Genomic DNA, 19,370 nt, shown 5'->3' with positions numbered 1-19,370 from the left:
TATGACAGCAGCACAAATGCAGGCGCGTATCGATGAGCTTGAGCAGGAGAATGCCAAGCTCAGACGTATGAAGGATGCGTTGATAGAACGGGTGGAATCCAGCAGTTCTGTTCGTACCGCCCCTTATGCCGCATTTGAGCATTCTGTCATTCTGGCCGAGCAGGTACGTGAACGTACCGAAGCACTGAATGCTGCGCTGGCCGAGTTGAAACAAAGCAACTACGCACTGAAGCAGGCCAACCAGGAAGCCGCGACGGCACATCAGCGTTTGATCGATGCCATCGAGAGCATCACCGACGGCTTTGTGTTGTTCGATTCCGACCGACGCATTCTGCTGTTCAATAGCCGCTTCCGTGATTACTGGGCCGGTACGGGTACGCGTATCGAGCGGGGTACCACCATCCAGGACGTTCACCGCCTGGCCATGGATAGCGGCCTGATCGTTGAGCAACATGAAGGACGTGGCGATGATGATGCCACGGTATTCCGACTGTTCAATAATCGCTGGGTACAGGTCAACGAACGTCATACCGGTGATGGTGGTCTGGTCATCCTGTATACCGATATCACGGATCTAAAGGCCAGCGAAGCGGCTCAGCGCGAGCAGGCGTTGGCACAAAAAAGCCGTCAGCTGCAGCGGACGGTCGATAACCTGTCGCAAGGTGTGGCGCTCATCAATGCCAATGGCTGGCTGGAAGTCTGGAATGATCGCTTTAATGAGTTGATCGGTCTGACAATCAATCACGAACAGCCCTTTGCCGAAGTGATGGCGGCCTCGGAAGTGGGCCTTCTGACACCGGATACGCTGAGCCCCAGTGGTGAGCAGCTGTTCGAAATGGAACAGCGTCTGTCCGATGGGCGAGTCATTGAGATCAAGACCCATCCAATGCCGTCCGGTGGCTTCGTTAATACCTACACCGATATTACCGAGCGTGACCAGTACGCCGAGTCCTTGCGTGAAAACGAGCGCTGGCTACGCCTGATTACCGACCATATTCCGGCCCTGATCGCCTATGTCGGCGCCGACGAGTGCTTCCAGTTTACCAACCAGGTATACGATGACTGGTACGGCTGGCCAAGAGGCAGCCTGATTGGCCAGAGCATACGCCAGGTGCACGGGGACAACCTCTACACCCGGCTGGAGCCGCACATCAAGCAGGCATTTGCCGGCGAGAATGCCACCTTCGAAATTGACGAATGTAACGCTGCCGGTGATAACCGGCATATGCTCAAGTCCTACGTACCCAATCGAGATGCCCAGGGGAATACCGTGGGCTTTTTTGTTCTGATTCGTGATATTACCGAGCGCAAACGCACGGCATTGGCACTGCAACAGGCTTACCAGAACCTGGAGCAACGGGTAAAAGAGCGCACCTCGGAGCTCACCGAAGTCAACGGACAGCTGCGTCAGGAAATTGAAGAACGTCGTCTGATCGAAGCTCGCTTGAGGGATGCCAAGCAGGATGCCGAGCAGGCCAACCTGTCGAAGAGCAAGTTCCTGGCGGCGGTAAGTCATGACTTGCTGCAGCCCTTGAATGCAGCTCGCCTGTTCACCGGCGCCTTGCTGGAACAACCCATGCCCGAGCGCATCAGTGAGCTGATCTATTCAGTCAGCAACTCCCTGCAGGATGTGGAAACACTGTTGGGTACTCTGGTGGATATCTCCAAACTGGATGCAGGCGTCATCAAGCCTGATGTAGCGCCGTTCCGACTCAATGAGCTGTTGGATACCCTGACTGCTGAATACCGTCAGCTGGCGGCTGTAGACGGCCTCAAATTCCGTTTCCGTGGCACTGATGCCGTGGTCATGAGTGATGCTACCTTGCTGGCACGTGTACTGCGTAACTTCCTGACCAATGCCCTGAGGTATACCGATGTGGGCGGAGAAGTGCTGCTGGGCTGCCGTATGCGCTCCGGCAGCGTTTTGATCGAGGTCTGGGATACAGGGTCAGGTATTCCTGCAGACAAGCTCACCGAAATTTTCCAGGAGTTCCGCCGTATTCCACGTGGTGGCCGACAGCAGGACAAGGGCCTCGGTCTGGGTCTGGCCATTGTCGATAAGGTCAGCCGTATGCTGGAACATCCCGTGCGTGTACGCTCCCGTCAGGGCAGGGGCTCGGTGTTCTCAGTAGAGGTGCCGCTGGGGCGCCTCAAGCCTGAATCCTTCTCGCCGCAGTTCAGAGAGCCGGGGATCGATAATCAGCTTCAGGGTGCGCGCATTTGGATGGTGGATAATGACGCCTCCATCTGTGATGGCATGGCAACCCTGTTGGGCGGCTGGGGCTGTGAGGTGGTGACGGCCTATGGGCTGGAAGACCTGCAGCAACAGGTGTCGATCGGTCAGGCCGAGTTGGACCTGCTGATCGCCGACTATCATCTGGATAACGGTGAAACCGGCATCGACCTGGTGCGTGAAGTACTGCAGCAGCGGGTGGAAGTGCCCCCCGTATTGATGATTACCGCGAACTACAGCAACGACCTGAAGCAGGAAGTGAAACAGCAAGGCTACCTGTTGATGAACAAGCCGATCCGCCCACTTAAGCTGAAGGCCACGCTTGGGCACCTGCTGCAGCAAAGACGCCAGTTACCTGCCTGAGAGAATATGGGGAAAGGTTGCAGAACTGAAAATGGGCTCATCAGAGCCCATTTTTCATTGTCTTCACGGATCGTCCGTTAACGTCTCAGGTATTGTGCAAAGTCGATATCGCTGGCAGACAGAATGGCCTGTACACGGTTATGTACACCGAGTTTACGCAGGATCGCAGACACGTGGGCTTTCACCGTCGTTTCCGCAATATGCAGGTTGTAGGCGATCTGTTTGTTCGATTCACCTTTGGCCATGCGCTCCAGCACCAGTAGCTGGCGGCGGGTCAAGGAGGAGAGCAGCTCGGGCGCTATTTGCGGGTGGTCATTGGTGCGACGGTTACGACGGCTGCTTTCCTGATCACTCTGACGAATAATATCGGAAGGCAGGTACACATTGCCCTGCAGGATCTGCTCCAGTGCTTCTGTCATCTGCGCACGTGGCGAGGATTTCGAAATGAAGCCCACTGCACCGCAGGTTATCGCCTGCAGCACTATCTGCTTGTCATCTTCGGCAGAGACAATCACCACCGGAATGGTCGGTGCTTCATTACGTAAGGAGATGAGGCCGTTCAAACCGTTCATGCCCGGCATGTTGAGATCCAGCAGCACCAGGTCGAGGTCATCATGGGTTTGCGCCAGTGAAAGGGCGGTCTCCAGATCTTCGGTTTCCAGCGTTTCGGCCTCGGGGAAACCGGTTTCAATCACGTTGGTGATCGCCTCACGGAACAGTGGGTGGTCATCGGCAATCAGTATCTTGTACACGTCTCAGTCCCCGTTATCGTTATTATCGAGTGGTATCAGGACGATCCGTATCCTGAAGTTTTTGCTTGTCCGGTAAGGGTACCGGCTGCGCAGCTACCAATTTGCGCTCAGCTTCCCGCCATCCATCCGTTCCTTCGGCAAACCAGTAGAGCTGTTGATAGCCCCATTGGTTGGCGCGTTTTACCGCATTCCACGACATCCAGCAGTCGGCTGTGCAATAAACCACAATTGCCCGCTGCTTGTCACCTTGCGTTATGCGATGCAGGTGTGTCTGAAAATAATCGGTCCAGCGTTCATTCAGCTCGCCAAGGCCAACATTAGGCAGCCAGACACTGCCCGGCAGGTTGTAACGTTGCCGGGTCTGGAGGAAGATACCGCTTTGCCAACTGACCGGCTGTACATCCAGTAGAATCGGCGCTGGTTTGGCGCTACTCTGTAACCTGACAAGCTGCTGCACATCGATTCTGGTGCCGCCCTCGGCCTGTTCAGGCGTAGGGCTGCGATAACGGCCAATTCGGTATCCTTCCCAGGAAAAATACAGGTCGGTCCTGTCCCGGTCGCTGCCAGCGCTCCAGACAGGAGACACAGGTAGCGATATCGAAACCGCTAATGCAATTATTGCTGCTTTTTGCACACAGAACATAGGCAGTACTCCATAAGTGCATTACACCTGCCACAAGGTTCAAGAGGTATTGAACATTGGCCCCAAAAAACCGGTACTGAAGTAGTAGATGGCCCTGTGTAGATTGTTGATTTGACTGACCTCCGACATTGTCCCTCTGGCCAGTAATGACTAGGATTGAAGACAAATAACGCTGTACCGAGAAAGATCATGTTTGATGAACGCCGTATTTACCCCCGTGTCGCCTGTAACCTGCCTGCCGAGCTTGAAACCTCGACGGGTGAGTCTATCGATGTACGTATCGTTAACCTGAGCAGGGGCGGCTTCTATGTAGAGGGGGATGCCAGCCTGGTGGGCATTGAATCGCCGCAAGGGGTTGGCCCGATCGAAATATGGCTGCACTTCGGCCTGCCCACCAGCGCATTGCATTGCCATTGTCGTGTCGTTTATAAACGCCGCCATGCACATGATCACGTAGGACTGGGCCTGAACCTGATATCGACGGATCATCAGGCGATTGAGCAGTTGGACGATTTTGTCGGAAATAACCTGCAGTAGGGCTTAGGTGATGATTCTGCGTCCCTGGCAATGGCTATTGGTTGTACTGCTGGTAGCCGGCTTCTGGGTTGTGCGTATGGAGCCACCTGAGCCGGCACTGGAAACACCTCTTGTCAGTGTCAGCGCCTCTCCAGAACTACCTGGTCAGCGCATGCTGTCAAATGCACCCTCTATCCGCAAAGATGAATATCAACTGCGCCTGCTGGCTGAGTTTGCCATTGATGCCCGCATTCTGGCCCGTGAGGACTACAGCTTTGGCCGTGAGAGTGACTTGTCACCCTGGGACTTCGCCCTGGGTTGGGGAGATATGGCCCGGCCGGAAGTCGCAGACAAATTTTCTATCCGCCAGTCCGGTCGCTGGTACTACTGGCGTTCGGAGCAGTTGCCTATCCCCCGGCGCGCGGTTGAAACCAGTAGTGCCAACATGCACCTGGTCCCGGCCAGTGATGAAGTGCGCGACCAGCTTGAGGCACTGGACGAAGGGGATGAAATCAGCTTCAAGGGTTTTCTGATTGAGGCCCGTGGGGATGATGGCTGGCGCTGGCGCAGTTCACTGACTCGCGAGGACACCGGTGACGGTGCCTGCGAGCTTATTCTGGTGACAGAAGTACTTTGATGGCAGTCTGACAAAAGCAGCTTAATCGCTGTGCAGCGGCAGGCGCTTGCGGTGCTCAGCCAGAATGTTCACGAAGTTACCTGCCAGCATCATGGCGGCACCGACGGCAACAGGCCAGTCAATAACCTCTGAATAGAACAGATAGCCAACCAGAGCGATCAGTGGCAGGCGCATGAAGTCCATCGGCACCACCACGGTTGCATCGGCCAGTTTGAACGCACGCGTCATGCAATAGTGTGCGCTCATGGCCGTTACCCCGACCAGCACAATCCAGGGAACAGAGCCCAGAGAAGGCGTTTTCCAGTCCATCAGGCTGGGAATCATTCCCATCGGAAGCTGCATCAGGGTCATGTAGAACAGGATGCACAGCGGCGTTTCCGTGGCTGAAAGTGACTTGGTTTGTATATAGGTCAGCGAGTAGCCAATAGCACCGGCCAGCACGGCAAAAGCAGCCGGGTGAACCGCTCCCATCCCCGGACGTAGAATAACCAGCAAGCCGGTAATACCGAGCACCAAAGCCGTGAGCCGTGGCAGTGTCAGGCGCTCTCCGAGAAAAATTGCTGCAAGCAGGGCTGTCCAGACCGGTGTCGTGAATTCGATGGCAATAACTTCGGCCAGGGGAATAAACGCCAATCCGAAAAACCAGCCGTACTGCCCACCAAAATGCGCCACATTACGTATGAGGTGCCCCTTGAAACGGTGCGTTTTAATCTGAGCCCATCCAGACCGGGATACCAGAAAACTGATCAGCAGTACCCCGATAACGCTACGGAAAAAGAGTATCTGGTAGGTCGTGAATTCAGCAGACAGTTCGCGGCCTGAAATGGCCATTGCCATAAACGAGAAAAGGGCACCGACCATCCAGAGAGTGGCTTGAAGTACGGAGGGGGCTGTCATTATCCTTGTATCCTTGGACCCGAAAGAGGCAGCAAGCCTAGCAACTTCGGTCAGGGAAATGAACTCTGGACAGCCTAGCTGTCACGCACGCGTCTTACCTAAGGAGCACACACGAATGTCCAAGGGCACGTTAAGTCAGGACCTGTATGCAAAACTACTGAATGAGGAGGATGCCCGGGCCTGTAAAGCCATTGATGAAGATGCCTGTAAAGAAGTACCCGGTAATTTTTTATGGCTGGTCCTGAGCCAGTTTCTAACCAAGCTGGGTGATGCTCTTGGCAACCCCAAAGTGGTGTTGCCGGCGGTGATGGAGGCCGTGAGCGCGCCCCTCTATCTGCTTGGCTTCCTGGTGCCTATCCGTGAATCCGGCTCCATGATGCCACAGCTGCTCATTGCAGGCTTTGTTCGGCGCTTACCTATACGCAAGCATGTCTGGGTTGTTGGCAGCCTGTTGCAGGCATTGTGCATGATGTTGATCGCACTGGTTGCCTGGCAGCTTGAGGGGGCGGCAGCGGGCTGGTCCATCATTGGTTTGCTGGTGTTGTTCAGTCTGTCACGTGGACTGTGCTCCGTTGCGGCCAAGGATGTGTTGGGCAAAACCATTCCGAAAACACAGCGCGGGCGTGTTAACGGCTGGTCAGCCAGTGTAGCAGGGCTGGTGACACTATTGGCCGGTGCCTGGTTTGTGCTGGCAAACGGAGAAGGGGACATGAGTGGCGCCAGTTTTGGTGTGCTGCTTTCACTGGCGGGCCTGCTGTGGATTCTGGCAGCCTTAACCTATTCCCAGATACGTGAATTTCCCGGTGAAACCGATGGCGGTGTCAACGGCATCACCGAGGCGTTCAAGCGACTGGATATATTACGCACCGATTCGGCCTTCAGGCTGTTTGTCATTACCCGTTCTCTGTTTCTCTGCTCGGCCCTGTCTGCGCCTTACTATGTGGTGCTGGCACAACGGGCTCAGGACAACTCACCGGCATTGCTGGGTCTGTTTATTATCGCCAGCGGCGCGGCCGGACTGATTTCAGGGCCGTTCTGGGGGAGGTTTGCCGATCTGTCCAGCCGTTCCGTCATGACACTGGCAGCACTGATGTCATCACTGGCGGGGATTATCGTCTGGGCGATTGCCACCTGGTTCCCCCAATGGCTGGATATTTTCTGGCTTATACCGCTTTGCTATTTTGCACTGAGCATTGCCCACCAGGGCGTGCGTGTTGGACGTAAAACCTTTGTCGTGGACATGGCAGAGGGTAACAGACGTACCGACTATGTTGCGGTGAGCAATACCGTCATCGGTATAGTGCTGCTGATTATGGGCTTCACCGGTGCGCTGAGTGTTGCCGTGCCTATCAGCACCATTATTCTGATTCTTTGCCTGATGGGATTGGCCGGCGTAGTGCTGTCACTGCGTTTGCCGGATGTGTAACCTGGCCCCTCCAGATTTACCCCTCCAGATTGACCTGAATTAGCGCCTGCATCTGCCGGTCGTTAATCAGGTCTGCCAGGGTGTATTGCTGCAGAACGGCAAAAAAGGCCTGTTGCGCTTCGGCCAGTACACCCTGCAATCGACAATGTGCAGTCAGCCGACAGGGCTGGCTGTTGCAATCAATCAGCGGCGTGGTGCCTTCGGTTTGGGACAACAGCTGGCCCAGGTTTATCTCTGCAGCAGGCCGGGCCAGGCTGATTCCACCACTCTTGCCGCGATAAGTACTCAGGTACTCAAGTTTCCCCAGCGTATGCACCACCTTGCGTAGATGCTCCCGTGAAATGGAGTAGAAGTCGGCTATTTCAGCCAGGTTGGAGCGTTTCTGGTCATTGATGGCGACGTAAAAGAGTACGCGCAGGGAGTAGTCGGAAAAGCGGCTTAGCTGCATGGGTTGGCTCGATTAATGTAAGCAGGCTGATGATACAAATTTACTGACCTGTTGTCCTCGATCTACATGGCTTCACACTGAATATCCTTGATCCACTGCACATACTGGCGTGAAAACAAGCCTGGAAAGCTCAAAGCCTCTAGCGATTAAAACCTTTCGCGACTAATTTAAGAGAGTCTGTATTTTATTAGCCTTAGCTCAGGGCTGTTTAACCAGATGGTTACTTTCCAAACCAGATGGGTGTGAAACAGGATCTGGTTCTTGGAGTTTACGTCGCTATGGGCTCACCGCTAAAGACCTCTTCACTCATGCGTATTTGTGCGCTCTGTCTATCCGTCGTTGTTATTAACGGCTGTGCTTCGTTTAGCCCCGAGCAGGATCTGACTTCATTTGAGGACCGTATACAGGTTCAGGAGCAAGGCAATGTCATTGTGTCTGCATCTGTACTGACAGAGGAAGAGAGCAGAAGACTCTTTGGTGTCGATTTGGCATCGAAACAGATACAGCCTGTCTGGATGCGTGTTCAGAATAATGACTCCCATCCATATTGGATGTTGGCAACCGGGCTGGACCCTGAGTATTTTTCACCTCATGAAGTCGCCTATAGCATGCATCGCTGGCTTCAACCCGGGTACAACGAACAGGTTGATGTCTACTTCACGCAAATGAGTTTTTTCAACCCCATTCTGCCCCAAACGACGCGCAGCGGTTTCTTTTACGTCAACCTTGATGAAGATGAGAAGCAGCTGGATATCGACCTCATCAGTAAAACAGAGACCAAGTTTTTTGATTTTTACTTTGAGCTGTCGGAACTGAGGGCCCGGTCATTAAGGGAAATTGAAGGGCAGCAGCAACAGGAAGACATCACCTCACTTGATCGCACAACGTTGCGAGAGGCCTTGCGCAACTTGCCTTGCTGTACCACCAGTGAGAACGGTCAGAAACAGGGTGATCCCCTTAATCTGGTACTTATTGGTAATTCCAAACATCTCTTTCCACCCTTTGTGCGTCGTGGCTGGCACTATGCTGAAGACAGCTACCTGCGCTCCATCTGGAAAACCATCAATTCTTTCCTGTTTGGCAAACACTACCGTTATTCGCCCGTCAGTAATCTCTACTACGAGGGGCGTAAACAGGATATTGCGCTACAAAAAGCACGTGGCACGATTCACCAGCGAAACCACTTGCGGTTGTGGCTCACAGACATGCGTTATGAGGGCAAGGAAATATGGGTAGGGCAGATCAGCAGGGACATTGGCGTGCGCTTTACGACGCACACACCTACATTCACTACCCATAAAATCGACCCTGATATTGATGAAACCCGCACGGCCTTTATTGAAGACATGTTGTATTCACAGGGGTTGATGCGTCTCGGGTTTGTCAAAGGGGTCGGCAAGAGGCCGTTGAGCCGGCCCGGATATAACCTAACGGGTGATCCCTACCACACGGATGGGCTCAGGGCGGTGCTGGAGTTTGATACTCGGCCCAATAACCTCGAAGATGTGCGCTTCTTTGACTGGGTCGACCCGCCGAGACGGCGGATGTATTCGCAGTAATAAAAGGCCTGCAGGGCTGGCAGGTGCTTCAATGGCTATTCTTAACCCTGCGCTATTGCACTAACGGGGTTAAAGCGTAACAATGCATGCAGGGTGCATCGCACCTTTTTACCTTCTGTGAGGCTCATTTCCCTTATGTTGTATATCCGGATGACATTGCTGTCCGCAGCCCGCCTTGTTGCAGGCCTGCCGCTCACACGCTGATTTGTATCGGCCTGTGTCTGTAGGGCAGGCCGACGGGTATACGAACACCTCTTGAATTTTCTGGTAGTCCCGGTAATCCGGCGGCTGTCTTTATTTGTTGTAAAAATGGAGTAAACGCCATGGCTGAGATGCCGTGTATTCTGGTGTCCGAAAAGGATATTGACCAGCTTGAAGCGCTGCTTGAGCGCAAAGAATTTCGTGATAACCCTGGTCTGGACGCGCTGCGTACCGAGCTGGCACGTGCTGATGTGGTTGCCGAAGAGGCAATGCCGGCAGATGTGGTGCGCATGAATTCCTGTGTCACCTTCGAGGTGGAGGAGACAGGGCAGCAGTTTCAACGTCATCTGCTGTACCCGCATCAGCTGTCATCGGTTGAGCATCCCATCTCGATTATGGCACCCATCGGTTCGGCATTGCTCGGACTGCAGGTTGGCCAAACTATCGATTGGACGCTGCCGGGTGGCAAGCATAGCCATGTCCGTATCGTGTCCATCGATTAAAACCGACAGTACAGATACGAAAAAGCCGGCAAATTGCCGGCTTTTTTACGTTTTGAAGCCTGGTAAGGCTTACTTACGCTGGTCAGATACGCGCTGGGCCTTGCCTTCAGAGCGCGGAATGCTGCCGCTGTCGACAATGGCAATCTTGGTGCTGATGCCGATGTAGGACTTGATGTGGTGCTGCAGTTCCTTGATCACAGCGGCTTCATCAGTACCCTTGGCTTCAGGTGCCAGCTCGACTTTAACGTCGACCATGTCCAGGTTGCCGTTCTTGGTGATGATGATCTCGTAGTGCGGTGCCAGTGCTGCAACTTTCAGGATCTGTTCTTCGATCTGAGTCGGGAATACGTTAACACCACGGATGATCAGCATGTCATCGGAACGGCCAGTGATCTTGTCGATACGACGCATCGGACGTGCAGTACCCGGCAGCAGACGGGTCAGGTCGCGTGTACGGTAACGTACAACCGGCATGGCTTCCTTGGTCAGAGACGTGAAGACCAGTTCACCATACTCACCGTCCGGCAGAACTTCACCGGTGTTCGGATCGATGATTTCCGGGTAGAAGTGATCTTCCCAGATGGTGGGACCATCTTTGGTTTCGATGCACTCCATGGCAACACCTGGGCCCATCACTTCAGACAGACCATAGATGTCGACAGCGCTGATACCGGCGCGCTGCTCGATATTCTTGCGCATTTCATCGGTCCAGGGCTCGGCACCGAAGATACCGGTACGCAGGGGCAGGTCACGCGGGTCAACGCCCTGACGTTCCATCTCATCCAGAATGTTCAGGAAGTAGGACGGGGTCACCATGATGATATCGGGCGCAAAGTCCTGGATCAGCTGAACCTGCTTCTCGGTCTGGCCACCGGACATGGGGATCACGGTGCAGCCCAGACGCTCGGCACCGTAGTGCGCGCCCAAACCACCAGTGAACAGGCCGTAGCCGTAGGATACGTGTACCTTGTCACCACGATGTCCGCCAGCAGCACGGATAGAACGTGCTACCACATCAGCCCAGGTATCGATATCGTTCTGGGAGTAACCCACAACGGTCGGCTTGCCGGTTGTACCGGAGGATGCGTGGATTCGTACAACTTCGTCCATGGGGATGGCGAACATGCCGTACGGGTAGTTGTCACGCAGATCCTGTTTGGTGGTGAACGGGAAGTGCTTCAGGTCTTCGAGTGATTTCAGCTCGAACGGGTGAACGCCTTTCTCGTCACACTTCTGCTTGAAGTGGGGGACATTATTGTAGGTATGCGCGAGGCTCCAGCGCAGGCGACGCAGCTGTACCGAACGCAGCTCGTCAATGCTCGCGGTTTCAATTTCTTCGAGGGATCCACGCATCATAGGCTGTTGGTGTTTCATGCTTGTTATTATCCCGTTGTTTGTAATAGTTGGAGTTCTGGCACCTGAGTTGGGGATCAGACGCGTTCAATAATTGTGGCAATACCCTGACCGACACCGATGCACATCATGCACAGCGCGTAACGACCACCCGTACGGTGCAGCTCGTACATGGCAGTGGTGATCAGGCGGGCGCCGCTCATGCCCAGCGGATGACCCAGGGAGATAGCACCACCGTTCGGGTTAACGTGTGCTGCATCATCCGGCAGACCCAGGTCGCGGGTTACGGCCAGCGCCTGTGCTGCAAAAGCTTCGTTCAGCTCGATGACATCCATATCTTCGATGCTCAAGCCCGCTTTAGCCAGTACCTTGCGTGCAGCCGGTGCCGGACCAAAGCCCATGATACGCGGTTCTACACCTGCGGTTGCCATGGCGACGATGCGTGCTTTAGGTGTCAGGCCATTGGCTTTAGCCGCTTCTTCAGACGCGATCAGCAGGGCACAGGCACCATCGTTAACACCGGAAGCGTTTCCCGCTGTTACCGAACCACCTTCACGGAAAGGTGTTTTCAGTTTAGCCAAGCCTTCCAGAGTTGTGCTGGCACGAGCGTGCTCATCGGTATCAAACACGATCGGATCCGCTTTGCGCTGCGGAATGGTGACCGGGATGATCTCTTCAGACAGCTTGCCGTTTTTCTGTGCTTCAGCAGTACGCTGCTGACTGCGCAGGGCAAAAGCGTCCTGATCTTCACGGCTGATGTTGAAATCAGCGGCTACGTTTTCCGCAGTTTCCGGCATGGAGTCCACACCGTACTGAGATTTCATCAGCGGGTTGATGAAACGCCAGCCGATAGTGGTGTCATACAGGCCGTTCGGGTTACGGGTAAACGCAGATTCAGCCTTGCCCATCACGAAAGGCGCACGGGACATCGACTCAACGCCACCGGCAATCATCAGTTCGGTATCACCGGACTTGATGGAACGCGCCGCCAGACCCACTGCATCCATACCGGAACCACAGAGACGGTTCACAGTAGTGCCCGGCACTTCTACCGGCAGGCCTGCCAGCAAAGAAGACATGTGCGCCACGTTACGGTTATCTTCACCGGCCTGGTTGGCACAGCCGTAGATGACATCATCTACCTGAGTCCAATCCACGTCCGGGTTACGCTCCATCAGCGCTTTCATCGGGATGGCGCCCAGATCGTCAGCACGAACGCTGGCGAGGGTGCCTGCATAGCGACCAATCGGTGTGCGGATAGCATCACAGATAAAGGCATCTTTCATTGGGTTTCTCCTCAGGCGGCTGGTTCATCTTCCGGCAGCAATGTCCCCTTGATCTGGTAGGACTTGCCACGGAAGAGGGCCAGCTCTTCATTGTTCTGGTTAAAGACGGTGATGTCATAAACGCCGGTGCGACCCTTACGCTGACGTTCTTCTGCAACCGCAGTCAGGGTGTCGTCCAGGAAACCGGGTGCAACAAACTCAATGCTGCAGCCACTGGCGACAGTCACCTTGTTATAGCTGTTGCAGGCATGGGCGAATGCCGTATCCGACAGCGTGAAAATGAAACCGCCATGGCAGATGGCATGGCCATTGAGCATATCCTTGCGGACTTTCATGCTCAGGCGCGCATAACCCGGGCGGGTTTCTTCAATCTGAATATCCAGGCCCTGAGCGGCAAAATCATTTTCATGCATGGCGGCGCTGGAGGCTTCAGCCAATTGTTGCGGGTTCATTTCGCTCGCTTTCATGACTGGCGACCTCCGGCAACCTTACGCAGCAGCAGGGGAGACGGGCGGTAACGGTCTTCACCGTAGCTGGCACCCAGGTTGCGCAGAACGTGCAGAATGCGCGCCAGGCCAACTTCACTCGCCCAGCTGATCGGACCACGCGGGTAGTTCACGCCGCCCTGCATGGCGATATCAACGGCTTCTTCGTTGCACACCTGCTGGTTAACCGCATCAAAGCCTTCATTGGCCAGCATGGCCAGCGTACGCATCACAACCATGCCCGGGATGTCATCGATCAGGCTGACCGCTTTGCCAGCGGCCTGGAACAGACCAACCGCCTTGTGGATGGCAGACTCGTCTGCCTTGTCAGCGGGTGCCAGCGCAATACGCGTGGACTGGCTGTAATCCAGCGCCAGATCGAAATGGATCAGGTTGCGGTTGCTGGTTTCGGCGGCACGAACAGTGGTGAACTGGCCGTTGGTCAGCATCAGGGTGGCATCACCGACGCGGATGCAGCCATCACCCTCAGTGCGCACAACTTCAATACCGGCTTCTTCGAACAGAGCAACCAGAGGCTCGGCAACACCCAGCTCACCTTCAATGGTGACCGTGTTGGGCTTGTCCGCATCGGCAGCTGTGATCGGCGCAGGCTTTTCAGCACCTTCACTGTAATCATAGAAGCCCTTGCCGGTCTTGCGACCAAAGTGGCCAGCATTAACCAGCTCCAGCTGAATCAGAGAGGGCAGGAAGCGCTGATCGTTGTAGTAGGCCGCAAATACGGATGAGGTCACCGCATAGTTGACGTCGTGGCCGATCAGGTCGGTCAGCTCGAAGGGTCCCATGCGGAAACCGCCTGCTTCACGCAGCAGTGCATCGATGGTCGCGGTATCGGTACCGCCTTCCTGGAAGATACGGAAGCCTTCAGCATAGAAGGGACGTGCAACACGGTTAACGATGAAGCCCGGTGTGGACTTGGCGTGTACCGGCTTTTTGCCCCAGCTGGCGGACAGATCGAAGATGGCGTCAGCGATTTCAGGTTTGGTATCCAGGCCGCTGATCACTTCAACCAGTTTCATGATCGGTGCCGGGTTGAAGAAGTGCATGCCAACCAGGTTCTGCGGGCGCTTGAGGGTGCTACCGATGGCCGTCACGGAGATGGAGGAGGTGTTGGTCGCCAGTACGGTCTGCTCGGAGCAGATATCTTCAAGCTGACCAAAAACACTCTGTTTAACGTCCAGGCGTTCAACAATCGCTTCGATAACCAGGGCGGCAGGCGCCATCTCTTCCAGTGAGGTGATTACCTGAATGCGACCAACCAGTGCATCCACGTCTTCAGCGGTCATCTTGCCGCGAGCAACCAGTTTCTGCAGGCCCTTGGCCACATTTTCACGGCCACGTGCTGCAGCGCCTTCAGCGGCATCAAACAGGAATACCGGATGGCCAGCCTTGGCAGCCACCTGAGCAATACCTGCGCCCATGGTGCCAGCGCCAATTACGCCGATAACGGATTCAGTTGTAAAAATGCTCATGATTACTTGCCTTTGAAAGTGGGCTGACGCTTGTTCATGAAGGCAGAAACGCCTTCGCGATAATCTTCAGTGCGACCGGCCAGGGTCTGCAGGTCACGTTCCAGGTCCAGCTGCTCGTCAAAGCTGTTGTCCCAGCTTGACTGAATGGCACGCTTGATCAGAGCCAGGCCCTTGGTCGGCTGAGTTGCCAGCTGCTTGGCCATGGCCAGCGCTTCGTCTTTCAGCGCTTCATCATCGATGCACTTCCAGATCATGCCCCAGGCCATCGCCTGTTCAGCACTGATTTTGTCACCCAGCATGGACAGGGCCATGGCGCGCGCGTGACCGACCAGACGCGGCAGCGTCCAGGTACCACCGGAATCCGGCACCAGACCAATTTTGCAGAATGCCTGGATGAAAGACGCAGAACGGGCAGCCAGGACGATGTCACAAGCAAAGGCGATGTTGGCGCCGGCGCCGGCTGCAACACCGTTCACCGCACAGATAACCGGCATTTCCAGCGCCTGCAGGCTGCGGATCAGCGGGTTGTAGTTCTTTTCAATGGACTCGCCCAGATTCGGCATTTCCGCATTGGGATCAACGTTGCGATCGCTCAGGTCCTGGCCGGCACAGAAACCACGGCCATTACCGGTGATCAGCAGGCAGCGAACTTCTTCGCTCTTTTTCGCCTGCTTGATCGCATCACGAACTTCAGCATGCATCTCGGTGTTGAAACTGTTCATCCGGTCAGGACGGTTCAGTGTCAGTACTGCAACGCCGTCAGTAATCTCGAATTCGATTGTTTCGTAAGCCATGGTCTTATTTTCCTGTGAAGTTCGGTTTACGTTTTTCCATGAAAGCCGCAATACCTTCATTACGGTCTTCAGTGGCCGCCAGCAGGGTAAAGGCTTTGCGTTCCAGACTCAGGCCGCTGTCCAGAGTTGTTTCATAGGCCTTGAGCAGGACTTCTTTCGCCTGACGAACAGCAATCGGCGGCTTGGTCGCAATCTTGTGTGCCAGCTCGGTCGCACGTTCCAGAGAACGCTCCGGGATGGTGACTTCGCTGACCAGACCAAAATCTCGGGCCTGTGCAGCAGAAATGAATTCGCCGGACAATACCAGCTGCATCGCCATGGACTTGCCTACGGTACGCAGCAGGCGCTGAGTGCCACCAGCACCCGGGATGATCCCCAGGTTGATCTCGGGCTGGCCAAACTGGGCATTGTCACCGGCGATAACGATGTCGGCATGCATCACCAGTTCACAACCGCCGCCAAGGGCGAAGCCGTTTACAGCAGCGATCAGAGGCTTGGAGAACTGGGCAATACGACGCCAGTGAAGTACACGCGGGTCATTAAGAACACCCACGGCGTCCAGTGCAGCCATCTCCTTGATGTCAGCACCGGCTGCAAACACTTTTTCGTTGCCGGTGATCACCACCGCGCGAACGTCATCATTCTGTGCTGCCTGGTCCAGAACCTCGGCCACTTCGCTGAGCAACTGGGTGCGCAATGCGTTGTAGGCTTCAGGACGGTTCAGGGTGATGGTCAGCACACCGCTGGAAATATCGGAGACAAGAATGTCCTGATACTCATGCTGCATAGAAATACCGTTTTAAGTGTTTTGTTATCGTTGTCGCCGTATCATTTTCTGGCCGCTCAGACTTGGACAGTCCCTGATAGGCACTATAATAGGGGCTCAGGCGGTATGGCGCGGAAGCGAGCCAAGCCTTGGCATGGGCCCCTAAAGCTTCGGCAAGGTTAACCCAAAAGACAAAAGAGATACAATATTTAACAGATATATTGTTCTTTTCGTATCACAATGATTGCTGTATCTTGTTGATCATATCGAGATCAATATAGTCGTAAACAAATGAGTACGCCCCGCAAGGGTGCGTCTCGGGCATACAGGCACTGGCCTGGCTGCCATACTCAGACTCCAAACAGAACAAAATCGCGTTGCCTATGAGCAGCGCATAGCACAAGGGAGACACCTGATGAGCGAGAACCTTTTTGCCAAGCACAAAAGCACCCTCGATGGGGCGCTGGCGGCCATCCATAGCCGTGACTACTTCAGTCCCTGGTCCGAGAATCCGAGCCCGCGTGCCTACGGCGAGACGGCAGCTGCTGATGGCGAAGCTGCATTCAAGGCTCACCTGAACAAGCCTTTCGAGCTGGAAATGCCGGGTGTCAGCGGTCGTACGGGTGCTGAAGTCTCCCCCTACGGTATTGAACTGAATGTACAGTACCCGACTGTTGATATGGACAAGCTGCTGCCGGCAATGGAAGAAACCCGCAAGGCATGGCGTGACCAGGGTGTAGAAGGTCGTACCGGCATCTGCATGGAGATCCTGGATCGCCTGAACAAGCGCAGCTTTGAAATCGCGCACGCTGTAATGCACACCTCTGGTCAGGGCTTCATGATGGCCTTCCAGGCGGGTGGCCCTCACGCTCAGGATCGTGGTCTTGAAGCCGTTGCCTATGGTTACGAAACCATGGCAGGTGTTCCGGCGCAGGCTACCTGGACCAAGCCGCAGGGCAAACATGACCCGCTGGTTATGGAGAAGAAGTTCACTGCCTGTGGTCGTGGTGTAGGTCTGGTGATCGGTTGCTCTACCTTCCCGACCTGGAACACTTACCCGGGTCTGTTCGCCTCTCTGGTTACCGGTAACCCGGTAGTCGTGAAGGCACACCCGGCTGCTGCACTGCCGGCTGCCATCAGTGTTCAGGTTGCGCAGGAAGTCCTGAAAGAGCAGGGCCTGCCGCCGCACATTGTTTCTCTGTATGTTGACAGCGATCCGGCCAAACCGGAAACCATGGAGCTGGCTCAGCGTCCTGAAGTGAAGCTGATCGACTTCACCGGTAACACTGCATTCGGTGACTGGCTGGAGCAGAACTGCCCGCAGGCGCAGGTTTACACCGAGAAAGCTGGTGCCAACACCATCGTCATCGACTCTACTGATGACTTTAAAGGCATGGTTCGCAACCTGGCGTTCACACTGAGCCTGTACTCCGGCCAGATGTGCACCACGACTCAGGATATCTTTGTACCCAAGGACGGTATCGAAACCGACCTGGGCCACAAGTCCTTCGATGAGGTAGCTGAAGCCATCGCAACCGGCGTGACCAAGTTCCTGTCCGATCCTGATCGTGCCGCCATGGTTCTGGGTGCTATCCAGTCTGAGGCGACTGCTCAGCGTATCGAGGACAGCAAAGGTCTGGGCACCGTTGTCCGTGACTCCGAGAAGCTGACTCACCCGCAGTTTGAAAACGCGCGTGTTCGCAGCCCGCTGATCATGACCATCGATGCCGAGAAAGAAGATGTTTGGGGTCAGGAACTGTTTGGCCCGATCAGCTTCATCGTTCGCTCTGACAGCCGCGATCACAGCATCGAACTGGCTCGCGATATCGTCAAGAAGCACGGCGCCATCACCATGGGTTGCTACAGCAGCGACGAAGCACAGATTGAGAAGATCGAAGAAGCCGCGCTGGATGCCTGTGTTGCACTGAGCACCAACCTGACCGGCGGTGTATTCGTCAACCAGAGTGCTGCCTTCAGTGACTTCCACGCGACTGGTGGTAACCCGGCAGCTAATGCTGCACTGTCTGACTACGCCTTCGTGGCCAACCGTTTCCGCTTCGTGCAGAGCCGTCGCCACCCAAAGTGAGTCAGGAGCGCGTAATGAACTTTGAAACCGTACTGGTGGAAGTGCGTGACGCAGTTGGTATCGTCACGCTCAATCGCCCCAAGGCGATGAACGCGCTCAACCTGCAGTTGACGTCTGAACTGGGTCAGGCAATTGACGCGCTGGAAGCCGATGAAAACGTGCGCTGCATTCTGCTCACCGGCGGTGATCAGGTGTTTGCGGCCGGTGCTGACATCAAGGAAATGAAAGAGCATAACTTCGCCTCCTTGTATGCACTGGACTTCCCGTACGTGAAGCGCGACTGCTGGCGAGCCATTGATGAAGCCCGCACGCCGGTGATTGCTGCGGTAGCAGGCTTTGCATTGGGTGGTGGCTGTGAAATGGCCATGGCGTGTGATTTCATCATTGCCGCTGAAACCGCCAAGTTTGGCCAGCCTGAAATCGGCATCGGCACCATGCCGGGTGCCGGTGGCACTCAGCGCCTGACCAAGGCCGTGGGTAAAGCCAAGGCTATGGAAATGTGTCTCACCGGACGCATGATGGATGCTGAAGAGGCCGAGCGCAGTGGTCTGGTAGCACGCATTGTTGCAGTTGAAGAGCTGCAGGAGTCCGCGTTCAAGACTGCACGCAAGATTGCCTCCAATTCGGCACCCGCTGTTGGCATCATCAAGCAGGCCGTCAACATGGCGGTGAGCGCCAATCTGGCAGACGGGCTCAAGCATGAGCGCTTCGCATTCCAGTCCACGTTCGCGTTTGAAGATGCGGCTGAAGGCATGAATGCATTCGCTGAAAAGCGTAAACCCGAGTTCAAGCACCGTTAAGTAGTGCGTGTCAGGAGTTCCCGAAAACCGCTGTCGCTCGCGTCAGCGGTTTTTTCGTTCTGGTGGACCCCGTTCTGAGCATGCTTCAGAATAGGCGCCATTCAGATGTGAGTCATAAATACGTTGTTGGAT

Annotated in this window: 18 protein-coding genes; 8 read left to right on the top strand and 10 right to left on the bottom strand. The window is 55.1% G+C overall.

Annotation, left to right across the window (positions count from 1 at the left end; translation table 11 throughout):
• The first annotated feature begins 1 nt into the window (after window position 1).
• Window positions 2-2,596 carry a hybrid sensor histidine kinase/response regulator gene (locus BW956_RS08675; protein WP_244894339.1) on the top strand — a complete coding sequence of 865 codons (2,595 nt, stop codon included), beginning with the start codon at window positions 2-4 and terminating at the stop codon, window positions 2,594-2,596.
• 77 nt (window positions 2,597-2,673) lie between these two features.
• Here BW956_RS08675 and BW956_RS08670 read toward each other — a convergent pair whose 3' ends face one another.
• Window positions 2,674-3,348 (bottom strand): response regulator, encoded by a 675-nt coding sequence (locus BW956_RS08670; RefSeq protein WP_010324042.1) that lies wholly within the window; start codon window positions 3,346-3,348, stop codon window positions 2,674-2,676.
• Window positions 3,349-3,370: 22 nt separating this feature from the next.
• Window positions 3,371-3,934: a rhodanese-like domain-containing protein gene (locus BW956_RS08665; RefSeq protein ID WP_244894338.1), complete on the bottom strand. Its 564-nt coding sequence runs from the start codon at window positions 3,932-3,934 to the stop codon at window positions 3,371-3,373.
• A 246-nt stretch (window positions 3,935-4,180) separates the two neighbouring features.
• On the opposite strand from BW956_RS08665, the gene BW956_RS08660 reads away from it, so the two are divergent.
• Entirely contained in the window at window positions 4,181-4,528 is a 348-nt protein-coding gene (locus tag BW956_RS08660; protein ID WP_010324044.1) for a PilZ domain-containing protein, read from the top strand.
• Between the two features lie 10 nt (window positions 4,529-4,538).
• Window positions 4,539-5,144: a hypothetical protein gene (locus BW956_RS08655; protein ID WP_076462410.1), complete on the top strand. Its 606-nt coding sequence runs from the start codon at window positions 4,539-4,541 to the stop codon at window positions 5,142-5,144.
• A 21-nt stretch (window positions 5,145-5,165) separates the two neighbouring features.
• Here BW956_RS08655 and BW956_RS08650 read toward each other — a convergent pair whose 3' ends face one another.
• Entirely contained in the window at window positions 5,166-6,041 is an 876-nt protein-coding gene (locus tag BW956_RS08650) for a DMT family transporter (protein WP_076462409.1), read from the bottom strand.
• A gap of 115 nt (window positions 6,042-6,156) precedes the next feature.
• Between BW956_RS08650 and BW956_RS08645 the strand changes: the two genes are divergently transcribed.
• The gene (locus BW956_RS08645) at window positions 6,157-7,467 is read left to right on the top strand and encodes an MFS transporter (protein WP_076462408.1); all 1,311 of its coding nucleotides are present in this window, start codon (window positions 6,157-6,159) and stop codon (window positions 7,465-7,467) included.
• Window positions 7,468-7,483: 16 nt separating this feature from the next.
• On the opposite strand, the gene BW956_RS08640 is transcribed toward BW956_RS08645, so the two are convergent.
• Window positions 7,484-7,915, bottom strand: a complete 432-nt coding sequence (locus BW956_RS08640; RefSeq protein ID WP_010324048.1) for an RrF2 family transcriptional regulator — start codon at window positions 7,913-7,915, stop codon at window positions 7,484-7,486.
• Between the two features lie 242 nt (window positions 7,916-8,157).
• On the opposite strand from BW956_RS08640, the gene BW956_RS08635 reads away from it, so the two are divergent.
• Together BW956_RS08635 and rnk are read left to right on the top strand one after the other, a co-directional pair.
• Complete coding sequence (locus BW956_RS08635; RefSeq protein ID WP_175611984.1) at window positions 8,158-9,474, top strand: LssY C-terminal domain-containing protein; 1,317 nt, start codon at window positions 8,158-8,160, stop codon at window positions 9,472-9,474.
• 323 nt (window positions 9,475-9,797) lie between these two features.
• The gene (gene rnk / locus BW956_RS08630) at window positions 9,798-10,178 is read left to right on the top strand and encodes a nucleoside diphosphate kinase regulator (RefSeq protein WP_010324051.1); all 381 of its coding nucleotides are present in this window, start codon (window positions 9,798-9,800) and stop codon (window positions 10,176-10,178) included.
• 69 nt (window positions 10,179-10,247) lie between these two features.
• On the opposite strand, the gene paaK is transcribed toward rnk, so the two are convergent.
• The 6 genes from paaK to paaF are packed head-to-tail and all read right to left on the bottom strand — an operon-like array spanning window position 10,248 to window position 16,373.
• Window positions 10,248-11,552, bottom strand: a complete 1,305-nt coding sequence (gene paaK / locus BW956_RS08625; RefSeq protein WP_076462406.1) for a phenylacetate--CoA ligase PaaK — start codon at window positions 11,550-11,552, stop codon at window positions 10,248-10,250.
• A 56-nt stretch (window positions 11,553-11,608) separates the two neighbouring features.
• Window positions 11,609-12,817, bottom strand: coding sequence for a 3-oxoadipyl-CoA thiolase (pcaF, locus tag BW956_RS08620; protein ID WP_010324053.1), 1,209 nt, complete (start codon window positions 12,815-12,817; stop codon window positions 11,609-11,611).
• A gap of 11 nt (window positions 12,818-12,828) precedes the next feature.
• Window positions 12,829-13,284 (bottom strand): hydroxyphenylacetyl-CoA thioesterase PaaI, encoded by a 456-nt coding sequence (gene paaI, locus BW956_RS08615; RefSeq protein ID WP_076462405.1) that lies wholly within the window; start codon window positions 13,282-13,284, stop codon window positions 12,829-12,831.
• Entirely contained in the window at window positions 13,281-14,792 is a 1,512-nt protein-coding gene (gene paaH, locus BW956_RS08610) for a 3-hydroxyacyl-CoA dehydrogenase PaaH (protein WP_076462404.1), read from the bottom strand. Before paaH ends, paaI begins: the two co-directional genes overlap by 4 nt.
• A gap of 2 nt (window positions 14,793-14,794) precedes the next feature.
• Window positions 14,795-15,586 carry a 2-(1,2-epoxy-1,2-dihydrophenyl)acetyl-CoA isomerase PaaG gene (gene paaG, locus BW956_RS08605; RefSeq protein WP_076462403.1) on the bottom strand — a complete coding sequence of 264 codons (792 nt, stop codon included), beginning with the start codon at window positions 15,584-15,586 and terminating at the stop codon, window positions 14,795-14,797.
• Window positions 15,587-15,590: 4 nt separating this feature from the next.
• A complete protein-coding gene (paaF, locus tag BW956_RS08600; RefSeq protein WP_076462402.1) occupies window positions 15,591-16,373 on the bottom strand; it encodes a 2,3-dehydroadipyl-CoA hydratase PaaF in 783 nt (260 codons plus the stop codon).
• 394 nt (window positions 16,374-16,767) lie between these two features.
• Here paaF and paaN point away from each other — a divergent pair, with 394 nt between their 5' ends.
• Window positions 16,768-18,438: a phenylacetic acid degradation protein PaaN gene (gene paaN, locus BW956_RS08595; protein WP_076462401.1), complete on the top strand. Its 1,671-nt coding sequence runs from the start codon at window positions 16,768-16,770 to the stop codon at window positions 18,436-18,438.
• A gap of 14 nt (window positions 18,439-18,452) precedes the next feature.
• Window positions 18,453-19,238, top strand: coding sequence for an enoyl-CoA hydratase-related protein (locus tag BW956_RS08590; protein ID WP_010324059.1), 786 nt, complete (start codon window positions 18,453-18,455; stop codon window positions 19,236-19,238).
• Window positions 19,239-19,370 lie beyond the last annotated feature (132 nt).

This window comes from Marinobacterium stanieri, from assembly GCF_900155945.1.
Lineage (GTDB): Bacteria > Pseudomonadota > Gammaproteobacteria > Pseudomonadales > Balneatricaceae > Marinobacterium > Marinobacterium stanieri.
The sequence above is the reverse complement of the archived record's forward strand: the minus strand, read 5'-3'. Positions and strand labels throughout refer to the sequence as shown.

Bases quoted from the DNA above. Each gene is read 5' to 3' on its own strand.
- BW956_RS08640 (WP_010324048.1), bottom strand. From the start codon at position 7,915: ATGCAGCTAAGCCGCTTTTCCGACTACTCCCTGCGCGTACTCTTTTAC.
- BW956_RS08675 (WP_244894339.1), top strand. From the start codon at position 2: ATGACAGCAGCACAAATGCAGGCGCGTATCGATGAGCTTGAGCAGGAG.
- paaG (WP_076462403.1), bottom strand. From the start codon at position 15,586: ATGGCTTACGAAACAATCGAATTCGAGATTACTGACGGCGTTGCAGTA.
- BW956_RS08655 (WP_076462410.1), top strand. From the start codon at position 4,539: ATGATTCTGCGTCCCTGGCAATGGCTATTGGTTGTACTGCTGGTAGCC.
- paaF (WP_076462402.1), bottom strand. From the start codon at position 16,373: ATGCAGCATGAGTATCAGGACATTCTTGTCTCCGATATTTCCAGCGGT.
- paaN (WP_076462401.1), top strand. From the start codon at position 16,768: ATGAGCGAGAACCTTTTTGCCAAGCACAAAAGCACCCTCGATGGGGCG.
- pcaF (WP_010324053.1), bottom strand. From the start codon at position 12,817: ATGAAAGATGCCTTTATCTGTGATGCTATCCGCACACCGATTGGTCGC.
- BW956_RS08645 (WP_076462408.1), top strand. From the start codon at position 6,157: ATGTCCAAGGGCACGTTAAGTCAGGACCTGTATGCAAAACTACTGAAT.
- paaH (WP_076462404.1), bottom strand. From the start codon at position 14,792: ATGAGCATTTTTACAACTGAATCCGTTATCGGCGTAATTGGCGCTGGC.
- paaK (WP_076462406.1), bottom strand. From the start codon at position 11,552: ATGAAACACCAACAGCCTATGATGCGTGGATCCCTCGAAGAAATTGAA.
- paaI (WP_076462405.1), bottom strand. From the start codon at position 13,284: ATGAAAGCGAGCGAAATGAACCCGCAACAATTGGCTGAAGCCTCCAGC.
- rnk (WP_010324051.1), top strand. From the start codon at position 9,798: ATGGCTGAGATGCCGTGTATTCTGGTGTCCGAAAAGGATATTGACCAG.
- BW956_RS08650 (WP_076462409.1), bottom strand. From the start codon at position 6,041: ATGACAGCCCCCTCCGTACTTCAAGCCACTCTCTGGATGGTCGGTGCC.
- BW956_RS08660 (WP_010324044.1), top strand. From the start codon at position 4,181: ATGTTTGATGAACGCCGTATTTACCCCCGTGTCGCCTGTAACCTGCCT.
- BW956_RS08590 (WP_010324059.1), top strand. From the start codon at position 18,453: ATGAACTTTGAAACCGTACTGGTGGAAGTGCGTGACGCAGTTGGTATC.